This is a genomic window from Paraburkholderia rhizosphaerae (genome assembly GCF_004366595.1).
GTDB classification, from domain to species: domain Bacteria; phylum Pseudomonadota; class Gammaproteobacteria; order Burkholderiales; family Burkholderiaceae; genus Paraburkholderia; species Paraburkholderia rhizosphaerae.
In genome coordinates, this window is the sequence record NZ_SORE01000006.1 from 286,882 (window position 1) to 299,188 (window position 12,307).

Here is a 12,307-nt window from a genome sequence, read left to right on the forward strand (position 1 = left end):
CGAGCATGGCTTTCCATACCGACACCGCCAACCACAGCAGTCCGCACGCGCCATCTGCGGCCGCGCGCAAAAGGCCGCCGCTGTACGCGCGCCTGGGCGTGCAGATCGTCGTCGGGATCGTGGCCGGCATTGCGCTCGGCTTTATCGCGCCGAAGCTGGCCGTCGATATGAAGATCCTCGGCGATATCTTCTTGCGCCTGATCAAGATGATCGTCGCGCCGCTGGTGTTCCTGAACGTCGTGCTCGGCATCGCGGCGGCCGGCGACCTGAAGAATGTCGGGCGCATCGGACTGCGCGCGCTGATCTACTTCGAGATCGTGTCGACCATCGCGCTCGCGTTCAGCATGGTGATCGCGAATCTGTCGAACGTCGGTGTCGGCATGCATCTGACGCAGAACGCCGCCGATGCCGCGGCCGCTCATGCGCAGTACGGCAAGGCGGCGCCGGTGTCGCTCGAACACTTCATGCTCACGCTGTTTCCTGACAACTTTGTCGGCGCGTTCGCGAACGGCTCGCTGCTTCAGGTGTTGGTCATTTCAATCGGCTTCGGCGCCGCGGTGCTGATGCTCACGCGCGAGCAGCGCAGCAGCGTCGAGCACGCGTTGACGCGCATGTCCGAAGTGTTTTTCAAGTTTGTCGACGTGATCATGAAGTTCGCGCCGCTCGGCGCGTTCGGCTCGATCGCGTTCGCGATCGGCAGCAGCGGCATGAGCGCGGTGATTGCGCTCGGCTACCTGCTGATCGTGATGTATCTGACGCTCGCGTTCTTCGTCGTGGTGGTGCTCGGCATCGTGTTGCGGCTGTACGGCTTCAACGTGTTCCGCTTCTTGCGCTACTTCAAGGACGAAATTTTCCTGCTGTTCGCGACTGCATCGTCGGAAAGCGCGTTGCCGCGTCTGTTCGAGAAGCTCGAACGGCTCGGTTGCTCGCGACAGTCGACCGGTCTCGTGCTGCCGACCGGCTATGCATTCAACCTCGATGGCACCGCGGTCTATATGTCGCTGTGCGTGATGTTCGTCGCGAACGCGTACGGTGTGCCGCTCAGTCTGCATCAGCAACTCGGGTTGCTGGTGCTGATGCTGGTCACGTCGAAGGGGGCGGCGACCGTGTCGGGCGGCACGTTCATCGTGTTCGCGGCGACCGTCACCGCATCCGGCATGTTGCCGATCGAAGGGCTGCCGATCCTGTTCGGCATCAACCGCTTCACGTCGCAAGCGGTCGCGATCTGCAACTCGATCGGCAATAGCGTCGCGACGCTGGTAATCGCGAAGTCGTCCGGCGAGTTCGATGAGCACGCGGCGCGCGATGAATATCAGCGCGTATTCGGCGCGCGGCCCGGCAAGGTCATCTGATTCACGATTCTGCTTCGTTCAAGGAAGGTTATGCGTATCACGGCGGTCAGGGAGATATCGGTCCCGCTCGAAGGAAACGTGGCGAATGCGCTGGTGAGCTTTGCGGAGCACGACGTGTCGCTGGTCGCGCTGCACACCGACGTCGTGCGCGACGGTAAGCCGCTGATCGGCTATGCGTTCGATTCGATCGGGCGCTTCGCGCAAGGCGGCATTCTGCGCGAGCGGATGATTCCGCGGCTCGTCGCCGCGACGCCCGACAGTCTGCTCGATGAGCGCGGCGAGCGCTTCGACCCGGAAAAGGTGCTGAAGACGGTGCTGCGCAATGAAAAACCGGGCGGCCATGGCGACCGCGCGGCGGCCGCCGGTGCGCTCGAACTGGCGGTATGGGACCTGAACGCGAAGCTGCTCGACGAACCGGCGCATGTGACGATCGCGCGCCACTACGGGCGGCGTGGCAAGACCGAAGGCGTCGACGTGTATGCCGCCGGTGGCTACTACTACCCGGATGAGAGCACACAGCGCCTCGCCGACGAGTTTGGACAATACCGCCAACTGGGATTTGACGCGTTCAAGATGAAGATCGGCGGCGCGAGCCTCGCGCAGGATCTCGCGCGTATCGACGCGGCGCTTTCCGTCGCGGGCTCGGGACAACGACTCGCCGTCGATGCGAACGGCCGCTTCGATCTGGACACCGCGCTGGCGTACGCGCGAGCGCTCGCGCCGTACGACTTGCGCTGGTACGAAGAGATCGGCGATCCGCTCGATTTCGACCTGAACCGGCAGATCGCCGAGGTCTACGCAGGCCGGATCGCGACCGGCGAAAACCTGTTTTCGCTGGCCGACGTGAAGAACCTGACGCTGTTCGGCGGCATGCGGCCCGGCAAGGACGTGTTCCAGATGGATGCCGGTCTCGCATACGGACTCACCGAGTACGCGCGAATGATCGAACTGATCGAAAGCCGCGGCTTCGATCGGGCACAGGCGTATCCGCACGGCGGCCATCTGATCAACCTGCATATCGCGGTCGGCCTCGAACTGGGCGGCTGCGAAGCTTACCCGGGCGTGTTCCAGCCGTTCGGCGGTTATCCCGCCGGCTGCGGGATCGGCGGCGGACTCGTGCGCCCGACCGACGCGGCCGGATTCGGACTCGAGCAAAAAGACGGGTTGCGCAGCTGGCTCGAACGCCTCGCAGCCTGATTGACGAATGGAATGGAAGGATTGAGGAACTGACGACGATGGCCACCACTGTTTTCGACTCCGCGCTGTTTCGCGACATGTTCGGCACGCCCGAGATGCGCGACGTGTTTTCCGACACCGCGTATCTCGCTCGCTGCATCGACGCGGAAACCGCGCTTGCGCGGGCGCAGGCGCAGGTCGGTCTGATTCCCGAACAGGCGGCGCGCGACATCACCGGGCGCGCGGATTTCGCGAAGCTCGATCTCGGGCAACTGCGTCACGAAACGGAGATTGTCGGTTATCCGATCCTGCCGCTCGTCAAGCAGTTGAGCGAGATGTGCGGCGAAGCAGGCCGCTATGTGCATTGGGGCGCGACGACGCAGGACATCATGGATACCGCGACGATGCTGCAATGTCAGCGCGGCGTCGCGATCATCTCGCGGCAACTCGACGAAGTGCGCGACGCGCTGCGCCAGCTTGCCGACCGTTACGCGGATACGGTGACCGCGGGCCGCACGCATTTGCAGCATGCGTTGCCGGTCACGTTCGGGTTTCGCGCGGCGGTGTGGCTGTCCGCGCTGCATCGGCATGCGGAGCGTTTGCAACAGGCGAGCGCGCGCGTGTTGATGGCGCAGTTCGGCGGCGCGGCCGGCACGCTTGCGTCGCTCGGCGATCCGGCGCGCGCGCTCGAGACGCGCCGGCTGTTCGCGCAGCAACTCGGGCTGCGCAACCCTGAGATTACGTGGCATGTCGCGCGCGACGGGCTATGTGAACTGGTGTCGCTGCTCGCGAACATCGGCGGTTCGCTTGGCAAGATCAGCGTCGATGTGATGGTGATGGCCGCGTCCGAATTCGGTGAAGTCGCGGAGCCGTTCGTGCCGGGTCGCGGTGCGAGTTCGACGATGCCGCAAAAGCGTAATCCGATTTCGAGCGAACTGATGTTCGCCGCCGCGAAGATGCTGCGCGAGCGCGCCGCGCTGATGTTCGACAGCATGATGCACGACTTCGAGCGCGCGACCGGCCCGTGGCATCTCGAATGGAGCGCGGTGCCGGAAAGCTTCCTGCTCGCGTCGAGCGCGCTGCACCAGGCAAACTTCATGCTGCGCGGACTGCACGTGGACGAAGCGCGGATGCGCAAGAATCTTGACCTGACCGGCGGGCTGATTGTCGCGGAAGCGGTGATGATGGGGCTCGCGCCGGCGCTGGGACGCCAGCACGCGCACGACGTGGTGTATGACGCGTGCCGTGTCGCGATCGAGGAAGGGCGCACGCTGTATGACGTGCTGTCGGCGAACGCAGCAATTGGCGAGCGCTTCGACGACGCGCAATTGCGCGCCTTGACCGACCCGGCGCAGTACCTCGGCGCGGCCGCGCTGATGGCGCGTCACGTCGCGCAGGCTTCGGCGCATAGCCGCTAATCGCTAACGTCCTGTTACGAATGTGTGATCAACGTAGCACCTGTGTCAAACATCGGCTCATAAACTGCAAGCCAGTTTCACCGTCACGCACTCTACGTGCAAGGAGTCGAAAATGAACAAGAAGGTGCTCGGCGCGGTACTGGGTCTCGCAGTGTTGGGCGCGTCGACAGCGGCGTCGGCGCATGTGGATGTGGCTGTTGGACTGGGCGTTCCGTTGGCGGTGCCGGCGCCGGTCTATGTGGCGCCTCCGCCGCCACCGGTCGTGGTCGCGCAGGAGCCGGTCGCGGTGGGCTACGGATATGGCTATGGTCCGGACTGGCGTGAGCGCCGCGCATGGCGCGAACGCGAATGGCACCGCCGTGAATGGCGCGAGCATGAGTGGCGCGAACGTCACGGCTGGCATTGATGCGGCCTTCGCAGGGTCGTATGCACGCTCGCTGAGGTAAAGACCGCAGGCCGCGCCGGCGTGCGCGGCCTGCCCACTTCCTCACACACTTTCTGCCCGTTGCGCGCCTTTCTCGCGCGCAGTCACTCTCAGCTGCACACTCAACAGATGCTCGCGCATTCGCTGTTCCGCGAGTTCGCTATCGCGCGCGGTCATCGCGGCGACGATCGCCTGGTGCTGTTCCGCGAAGTGCTTGCGTGTTTCGTGGTCCACGGTTTTTTCGCGTAACGCCGGCTGCACACGCACGCCGTTGATTGCCTCGAGCAGCGCGATGATCGCCGGATTGCGCGTTGCTTGCGCGAGCAGCAGGTGAAAGCGGTGATCCCATTGCTGCCATTCGTAGTCGTCCCGGGTCGCCGCGTTTTTCCGTGCGATTTTCTGTAACTCCGCAAGGTCCGCCGGGCTTGCCTTCATCGTTGCGAGCGCAACGAGCGCGGGCTCGATCATCACGCGCATCTCCGCGACGTCCGATGGACTGGTGCCGACGCTCAGGCCGCTTAGCTTCTGCGAAAACTTCAGCGGGCGCGCACCGAGATAGGTGCCGCGACCGACACCGCGCCAGATCCGCCCCGCCGCTTCGAGTGACGCGAGCGCGCCGCGCAGTTCGCGCCGGCTGATCGACAGGTCTTCAGCGAGCTTGCGTTCCGCGGGAAGCAGATCGCCGTCCCGAAGCTCGTGACGTGCGATGTAGTCGATCACCCGGTCCAGCACCTCGGTATCAGACATCGATTCTTCTCCGAACCAATCATACATTGGTTCAATGTTAGCACGGTGGAAGCGCTTTCAATCTTTTCCTTGACCATTGCTTATTGATGATCAAGGATCAGATGGATAGCGCACTTTACTGGCGTCGAATGAAACGGAATCGTGGCTGGACCAATCGCGATTGGTTCAGCAGAGCGGTCAGCTCAAGGTTCGTTTTTAACGGTTATCGCGAGATCGATTCAATGGCTTTTACGACGCGTCCCGAACTGATCGGCACCTTCGGCATGGCGGCTTCCACGCACTGGCTCGCGACCGCGTCCGCGATGGCGGTGCTCGAAAAAGGCGGGAATGCGTTCGATGCGGCGGCGGCGGCAGGGTTCGTGTTGCAGATCGTCGAACCGCATCTGAACGGACCCGGCGGCGAGTTGCCGGTGGTGTTCTATAGCGCGCGCGAAAAGCGCGTGCGCGTGCTGTGCGGGCAGGGCGTCACACCGGCCACGATGACCATCGAGCGGATGCGCGGCATGGGGCTCGACGTGGTGCCAGGCACCGGCTTGCTGCCCGCGGTCGTGCCCGGCGCGTTCGGCGCGTGGATGACGTTGCTGCGCGACTACGGCCAGTTGCCACTGCAGGATGTGCTCAGCTATGCAATCGGCTACGCGGAGAACGGCTATCCCGTGGTGCCGCGGATGGCGGCGTCGATTCTCGCGATTCAGGACTTTTTCAGCCGCGAATGGCCGACGTCAGCCGAACAATGGCTGCGCAACGGCGAAGCGCCGCAGCCGAACGCGCTGTTCCGCAATCCGTCGATTGCGGCCACCTACCGCCGCATTCTCGAAGAGGCGGGTTCGGGCGAGCGTGCCGCGCAATGCGAGCGTGCGCGGCGCGCTTTCTATTCGGGCTTCGTCGCGGACGCGATCGACCGGTACTTCCGCACGACCGCGGTGCTCGATACGTCGGGCCAGCGTAATCGCGGCTTGCTCACCGCCGACGATCTCACGCGCTGGATGCCGACCTACGAAGAGCCGGTGTCGTATGACTACGCGGGCGTCACAGTGCACAAGACCGGCCCATGGGGACAAGGTCCAGTGTTCCTGCAACAGCTCGCGCTATTGAAAGGCTTCGACGTCGCGAGCCTCGATCCGCTCGGCGCTGATTTCGTGCACACCGTAATCGAATGCGCGAAGCTCGCGTTCGCCGATCGCGAAGTGTTTTATGGCGACCCGCTGCATGCGCAGGTGCCGCTCGACACGTTGCTCTCCGATGCGTACAACGACGCGCGGCGCAAGTGCGTCGACCCCGCGCGCGCGTCGCTCGAATTCCGGCCGGGTGAACTCGGCGACAGCCGGCAACGCACGCAAATCATCATTGCGAATGCCGGGCGGCAGCAGCCCGGTGGCCGCGGACAGGGCGAGCCGACCTTCGCACCGCTGCCGGAGTTGCGCGGCGACACGGTGCACCTCGATATCGTCGATCGTTGGGGCAACATGGTGTCCGCGACGCCGTCGGGCGGCTGGCTGCAGGCGTCGCCGGCCGTGCCGGGTTTGGGTTTCAACGTGACCACGCGCGCGCAGATGTTCTGGATGGAACCGGGCTTGCCGTCGTCGCTCGGTCCGGGCCGCCGTCCACGCACGACGCTGTCGCCGACGCTCGTCACGCGCGGTGGCGAGCCGTATGCGGCATTCGGCTCGCCGGGCGGCGACCAGCAGGATCAATGGTCGCTGCAACTGTTTCTGAGGCATATGCATGCGGGTATGAATCTGCAGGCCGCCGTCGATGCGCCGTCGTTTCAGACCGCGCATTTCCCGGGTTCGTTTTATCCGCGTGCGATGCAGCTCGGCAAGATGTCGGCCGAAGCGCACTTTCCGGAACGCACGCTCGCGGAGCTGCGCGCAAGAGGCCACGACCTCACCGTTGCGGAACCGTGGGCGTTGGGGCGCGTCTGCGCGGTGGGCCTGCGCGACGGTCTGATGCGCGGTGCGGCGACGCCGCGTCAGATGCAGGCGTACGCGATTGGCCGCTAGCCGTGCGGCCATCGCGTGTTGTCGCTTGCCGGCCGGAGGTCGTCGCAATGAAAGTACCGGACGCTGACGCTTACAGCCTCATCCGACGCGTCCGGTGATTCGAACGTGCCATACACGTCGTGTTTCTTGGGGGGCAGGCTTATGTCTATTATTGCGGCTCGACTCGAACGCTTACCGTTGTCCGGCTTTCACCGGAAGCTGCTGATCATCGGTGGGCTCGGCTATCTGTTCGACGGCCTCGACTCGTCGTCGCTCGCTTTTCTGCTGCCGATCGTCAGCAAGCTGTGGCATCTGAGCAGCGCGCAGACCGGACTCGTCGCGAGCAGCACGTATATCGGCTATTTCTTCGGCGCGTTCCTGTCGGGCGTGACCGCGGATGTGATCGGGCGGCGCCGCATCATGATGAGTGCGCTGTCCATCTATTGCGTCGCGTCGTTCGCGAGCGGCCTGGTCGATAACTGGCATGCCTTCTTCGCGCTGCGCGTCGTGTCGGGCTTCGGCTCGGGCGCGGAAGCCGTGGTGATCGCGCCGTTCCTCGCCGAGTTCGTGCCGCGCCGCTATCGTGGCGTGTTCTGCGGCGCGCTGGTCGGGTTCATGTCGTTCGGCTATCTGACGTCGTCGGTGCTCGGCTTTGCGGTCGTGCGCAATTTCGCGGAAGGTTGGCGCCATGTCGCGATGCTCACCGCGGTGCCGGTCGTGATGCTGCTGTGGTGGAGACGCTCGCTGCCCGAGTCGCCGCGCTGGCTCGAAAGCCGTGGCCGGATGCGCGAAGCCGATGAAATTATCACCAGCGTCGAAGATGGCTATATCAAGCGCGGGATGACGCTTGCGCCGGTGCGCTCGATGGTGCCCGATGGCGCGCCATCGCCACGGCGTCGCGCACGCGGCGGTGGCGCGTTGAGCAATATCGCTGCATTGTGGTCGACGCAGCTTGCAGGTGTCACTGCGATCAGCTGGGCGATGTGGTTCTCCGTCGCGTTCGCGTACTACTCGTTCTTTTCGTGGATACCGAGTCTGCTCGTCAAGCAGGGTTTGACGATCACGCAAAGCTTCGGCTATTCGATCGCGATCTACGCATCGCAGATTCCTGGCTATTTCTCGGCCGCGTACCTGAACGAACGGCTCGGCCGCAAAGCGGTGGTGTCGTCGTATATGTTGCTCGGCGCGGCGGCGGCCATCTGTCTCGCGTTTTCGCGCACGGAGCTGGCGATCATGGCGGCGGGCATGAGCCTGTCGTTCTTCATGAACGGCGCGTTTGCCGGCGTCTACGCGTACACGCCCGAGATTTTCCCGACGGCGGTGCGCACGACCGGTGTCGGGTCGTCGTCGTCATTCGGACGCATCGGCTCGGTTAGCGCACCCATTCTGGTCGGTTTCGTGTATCCGGCGTTCGGCTTTATCGGCGTGTTCGGCATGACGACCGCGGTGCTCGTGGTTGGCGCGTCGATCGTGTTCTTCCTCGGCCTCGAGACGCGCAACCGCTCGCTCGAAGATATCGAAAGACAGGAACTCGCCGCACGGCCCGATCTCGACGATCTGCGTGCTTCGACGCGCATTCATGGCTGAACGGTGAGCCTCGACATGCAAACCGAAACGCGTTCGCTCGAACTGAATGACCTGTCGCGGCTCGCGCTTGCGCTGCGCGTTGCGCAGCAGCCTGAGGTGATTTTTCGCGAAGTGTATGCGCTCGCGTGTGAAACGCTGGGCTGCAAGCTGTTCACGATCATGTCGTTCGATGCCGAGCGTTACGAGGTCGAACGCCTGTACACGAACATGCCGACCGTGTATCCGCCAGGCGGGCGCAAGAAGAAGCGCGGCAGCGCGTGGGCTGGACATACGCTTGGAAACCTGCAGCCATTTCGGGCGACCGACCCGGAAGGCATTCGCGCCGCGTTCGATGACCATGCGGTGATCACCGGCATGGGGCTCGGGTCGATTCTGAATATTCCGGTCGCCTATGACGGCCGGTGCGTCGGCACGATGAACCTGACGCATGTCGAAGCCTGGTACACGCAGGCGCACGAGGGTGCGGGGTTGTTGCTCGCGTCGTTTCTCGCTGCGCCGCTCGCGCTGTATCAACGGCAAGCGAAACCGCAAGCGGCGCCGCCGTGGAGGGTAGCGGGCTGCGCGTGACGGGGATGTAACGTCACGCGCGTAACGTCATGCATCCGGAATGCATACGCGCCGTGCGTGGTCGACCTTAAGCGTAAGTATCGATGTGCGAATCGGACGGTTTGCTCGTACCGTCGTTGGCCGGAGCGGATGACGATGGCTGCGGCGGTTTATGTCCGCTCGTGTGATGCGGCCCATGGCTCGCCGTTTGCCCGGCCTTCGGGCCGGAGTGCGAGCCATGGCCTTTGGTCGGGCCATCGGTTTTGGTCGGGTCATTGCCTTTGGTCGAGCCCTTGCCCTCCAGCTGCTCCTTGGTGGCGAACACGTTACGCAAGTTCTCGAAATACGGCTTGCCTGCAATTCTCATGAGTGAGGGCTCCTGGTTTTTGACTGTCGGCAACGAAGCGCACGGGCTTCCTTTAAGCTTCCATACTGTTTACGACTTTATTAAGAATATCTTTAATCTCAATTCGAGCGGGCTGCGCGCGGCGAGCCCGCGGTCAGCACGAATTGCGACAGGCTGGCAAAATGCGGCTCTTGCAACGAAGCGAACACGCTTCGCATCGCCTCCCCCCGCAATCGAATCTCCGTACACGTCAAATGGCCGAATCGCGCAGTTCCGGACGCGCGCTCGTTATTGCATCGGTCATGGCTTCGACGGCCATGATCGCGATCGAAATGACGATCGTCTCCACCGCCATGCCGCAAATCGCGACGCAGCTAGGCGGACTCGATCTGTATAGCTGGGTCTTTTCCTCGTTTCTGCTCGCACAGACGGCAATGACCGTCGTGTTTGGCAAGCTCGCCGATCTGTTCGGGCGCAAGCCGGTGATGCTGGTCGGCATTGCGATCTTCCTCGCGGGCTCGGTGCTCGCCGGCTTCGCGTGGTCGATGCCGGCGATGATCGCGTTCCGGCTTATTCAGGGCATCGGCGCCGGCGCGATCCAGCCGGTCGCGATGACGATCGTCGGCGATCTCTACCCGGCGCACGAGCGCGGCAAGGTGCAGGGCTATCTGGCGAGCGTCTGGGCGATCTCGGCGGTGCTCGGGCCGATGGTCGGCGGTTTGATCATCCGCGATCTGTCATGGGCATGGATCTTCTGGATGAACGTGCCGATTGGGCTGACCGCGATGGCGGGCTTTATCGCGTTCCTGCACGAAAAGCCCAGGCATCAGCGTCCGTCGATCGATATCGCCGGCGCGGCGCTGTTCACCGTTGCCGTCGCGGCGCTGATGATCGCGCTCACGGATGCAGGCGCGTCCGAAAGCCGTCACGCGCTGGTTGCATGCGTGGTTTGCGCGGTTGCGTCCGTGCTGTTCGTGATGCAGGAGCGGCGCGCGGCCGAGCCGATGATTTCGTTCGCGCTGTGGGGCCGCCGGCCCGTGGCTGCGACCAACGCATCGACGCTATTGACCGGCATGGTGTTGATGGGCGTAACGACCTTTCTGCCGATTTACGTACAAGGGGTGTTGCAGCGCTCGCCGGTGGTCGCCGGAATGGCGCTGACGGTGATGATGGTCGGCTGGCCGGTAGGCGCGACGATTTCCGCACGGCTGTTCCGGCGCTTCAATCTGCGCTCCATTCTGGTGGTCGGCAGCGTGTTCATTCCAGCCGGCGGCGCGGTGTTCGCGTTGATGGGCATGGAAAGCGTGCCGCTGATGCCCGCCTTCGGTTCGCTCGTGATGGGCTTCGGCATGGGTCTCGCGGCGACTGCCGCGCTGGTGCTGATTCAGGAAATTGTCGAAGCCGGGCAGCGCGGCAGCGCGACCGCGTCGAATCTGTTCTCGCGCAACCTGGGCAGTACGCTTGGCGCGACGCTGTTCGGCGCGGTGTTCAACTTCGGGCTCGCGCATGCGAAGAAGATCGGCGCGGTGACGCCCGATCAACTGCGCGCCGCGCTCGATGCGTCCGCGAACAAGTTGGGTGGCGCCGATCTGGGTGTGCGGGTCGCGTTGCAGCAGTCGCTGCATCTGACGTTTGTGGTGCTGCTGGCGGTGTCGATTGCGGTACTGCTGCTTGCGATGCTGGTGCCGTCGGTCGCGATTCGCCGCGCGCGCGAGGTGACGACGCCGGTCGCGCATTGAACCTGTAGTGAGCCTGTATTGCGCTAAAGCGACGCGTCGCGCGGCGCGTTCAGCCGTGCAGCGTATCGATGATCGCTTGCGTGATACCTGGCCGGTCATACGACGCGCGCTGAATCATCCCGACCGTGCGCAGCATCGGCGGATTCGAAATCGACAGCACGCGCAGCGACGGATCGTTGCGCCAGTTACCGCGATGCAGTTGCGGCAGCACCGCGACGCCGACGTTTTCGCGCACCAGCGCGAGGATCGTCTCGATCGAGTTCAGCTCCAGATATTCGCTCACGCTCAACCCGGCCTTCTGCAGCGCCTGCTCGACGACGCGCCCGGTCCGCACGCGCCGATCGAAGCGCAAAAAACCGTGACTACGCAGAATGCGCTGCGGGTCGGTATCGGCAATCTCGCTGCTAACCACCAGCACCAGCGGCTCGCTGTACAGCGTGGTCCACTTCAGCGTATCCGGCAGCGTCGCATCCGCCCGCGCGACCACGGCCGCGATATCGACGTCGCCGGCTTCGACCATCGCCGCGAGTTCATCGGAGCGCGCCGATAGCAGTTTCACATCGAGTTGCGGATGCGCGGTCTTCAGATTCGCGACCACCAGCGACAGCGCGCCGATCACCGACACCACCGCGCCGATCGTCAGCGGCCCGACCATCGAATCGGCCGGGTTGGCGTCGAGTTCGTCGAGCAGATCGAGAATCTGCTCGACCTTCGGCCAGATCTGCTGGCCGTCGCGGCTCAATACGACCTGCCGGCCGCTACGGTCGAACAGTTGCCGGCCGAGCGCCTGTTCGAGGCCGCGCATCTGCAGGCTGACCGCGGCCTGCGTCAGCGCGACTTTCTCCGCGGCCGCCGCGAATGACCCGGTTCGCGCGACCGCCCGAAAGGTTTTTAACATCCGCATCGTAGGCATTTTGTAACTCAAGAAAAGCTTAAGTGTCGGCAAGAAATATTAATATTTTCTGTCGAGTGACGCACCCATAATCCGGG

At 63.9% G+C, this 12,307-nt stretch carries 11 protein-coding genes; 8 read left to right on the forward strand and 3 right to left on the reverse strand.

What is annotated here, in order from left to right; genetic code table 11:
- Nucleotides 1-5: 5 nt before the first annotated feature.
- The 4 genes from BX592_RS10645 to BX592_RS10660 all read left to right on the forward strand — a co-directional run bounded on the left by BX592_RS10645 (nt 6) and on the right by BX592_RS10660 (nt 4,352).
- Nucleotides 6-1,352, forward strand: a complete 1,347-nt coding sequence (locus BX592_RS10645) for a cation:dicarboxylate symporter family transporter (RefSeq protein WP_134191723.1) — start codon at nt 6-8, stop codon at nt 1,350-1,352.
- A gap of 30 nt (nt 1,353-1,382) precedes the next feature.
- Entirely contained in the window at nt 1,383-2,549 is a 1,167-nt protein-coding gene (locus BX592_RS10650) for an enolase C-terminal domain-like protein (RefSeq protein WP_134191724.1), read from the forward strand.
- A 38-nt stretch (nt 2,550-2,587) separates the two neighbouring features.
- A complete protein-coding gene (locus BX592_RS10655) occupies nt 2,588-3,946 on the forward strand; it encodes a class-II fumarase/aspartase family protein (protein WP_134191725.1) in 1,359 nt (452 codons plus the stop codon).
- Nucleotides 3,947-4,058: 112 nt separating this feature from the next.
- Entirely contained in the window at nt 4,059-4,352 is a 294-nt protein-coding gene (locus tag BX592_RS10660; RefSeq protein ID WP_134191726.1) for a hypothetical protein, read from the forward strand.
- Between the two features lie 81 nt (nt 4,353-4,433).
- On the opposite strand, the gene BX592_RS10665 is transcribed toward BX592_RS10660, so the two are convergent.
- The gene (locus BX592_RS10665) at nt 4,434-5,117 is read right to left on the reverse strand and encodes a FadR/GntR family transcriptional regulator (RefSeq protein ID WP_134191727.1); all 684 of its coding nucleotides are present in this window, start codon (nt 5,115-5,117) and stop codon (nt 4,434-4,436) included.
- A 221-nt stretch (nt 5,118-5,338) separates the two neighbouring features.
- Between BX592_RS10665 and BX592_RS10670 the strand changes: the two genes are divergently transcribed.
- The 3 genes from BX592_RS10670 (at nt 5,339) to BX592_RS10680 (ending at nt 9,253) form a co-directional block, all read left to right on the forward strand.
- Nucleotides 5,339-7,120: a gamma-glutamyltransferase family protein gene (locus BX592_RS10670; RefSeq protein WP_134191728.1), complete on the forward strand. Its 1,782-nt coding sequence runs from the start codon at nt 5,339-5,341 to the stop codon at nt 7,118-7,120.
- A gap of 141 nt (nt 7,121-7,261) precedes the next feature.
- Nucleotides 7,262-8,686: an MFS transporter gene (locus BX592_RS10675; protein ID WP_134191729.1), complete on the forward strand. Its 1,425-nt coding sequence runs from the start codon at nt 7,262-7,264 to the stop codon at nt 8,684-8,686.
- A 15-nt stretch (nt 8,687-8,701) separates the two neighbouring features.
- Nucleotides 8,702-9,253 (forward strand): GAF domain-containing protein, encoded by a 552-nt coding sequence (locus tag BX592_RS10680; RefSeq protein WP_134191730.1) that lies wholly within the window; start codon nt 8,702-8,704, stop codon nt 9,251-9,253.
- 67 nt (nt 9,254-9,320) lie between these two features.
- On the opposite strand, the gene BX592_RS10685 is transcribed toward BX592_RS10680, so the two are convergent.
- Nucleotides 9,321-9,599: a hypothetical protein gene (locus BX592_RS10685; RefSeq protein WP_134191731.1), complete on the reverse strand. Its 279-nt coding sequence runs from the start codon at nt 9,597-9,599 to the stop codon at nt 9,321-9,323.
- Nucleotides 9,600-9,832: 233 nt separating this feature from the next.
- Between BX592_RS10685 and BX592_RS10690 the strand changes: the two genes are divergently transcribed.
- The gene (locus BX592_RS10690; protein ID WP_134191732.1) at nt 9,833-11,317 is read left to right on the forward strand and encodes an MDR family MFS transporter; all 1,485 of its coding nucleotides are present in this window, start codon (nt 9,833-9,835) and stop codon (nt 11,315-11,317) included.
- 49 nt (nt 11,318-11,366) lie between these two features.
- Here BX592_RS10690 and BX592_RS10695 read toward each other — a convergent pair whose 3' ends face one another.
- The gene (locus BX592_RS10695) at nt 11,367-12,230 is read right to left on the reverse strand and encodes a LysR substrate-binding domain-containing protein (protein WP_134191733.1); all 864 of its coding nucleotides are present in this window, start codon (nt 12,228-12,230) and stop codon (nt 11,367-11,369) included.
- Between the last annotated feature and the right edge of the window lie 77 nt (nt 12,231-12,307).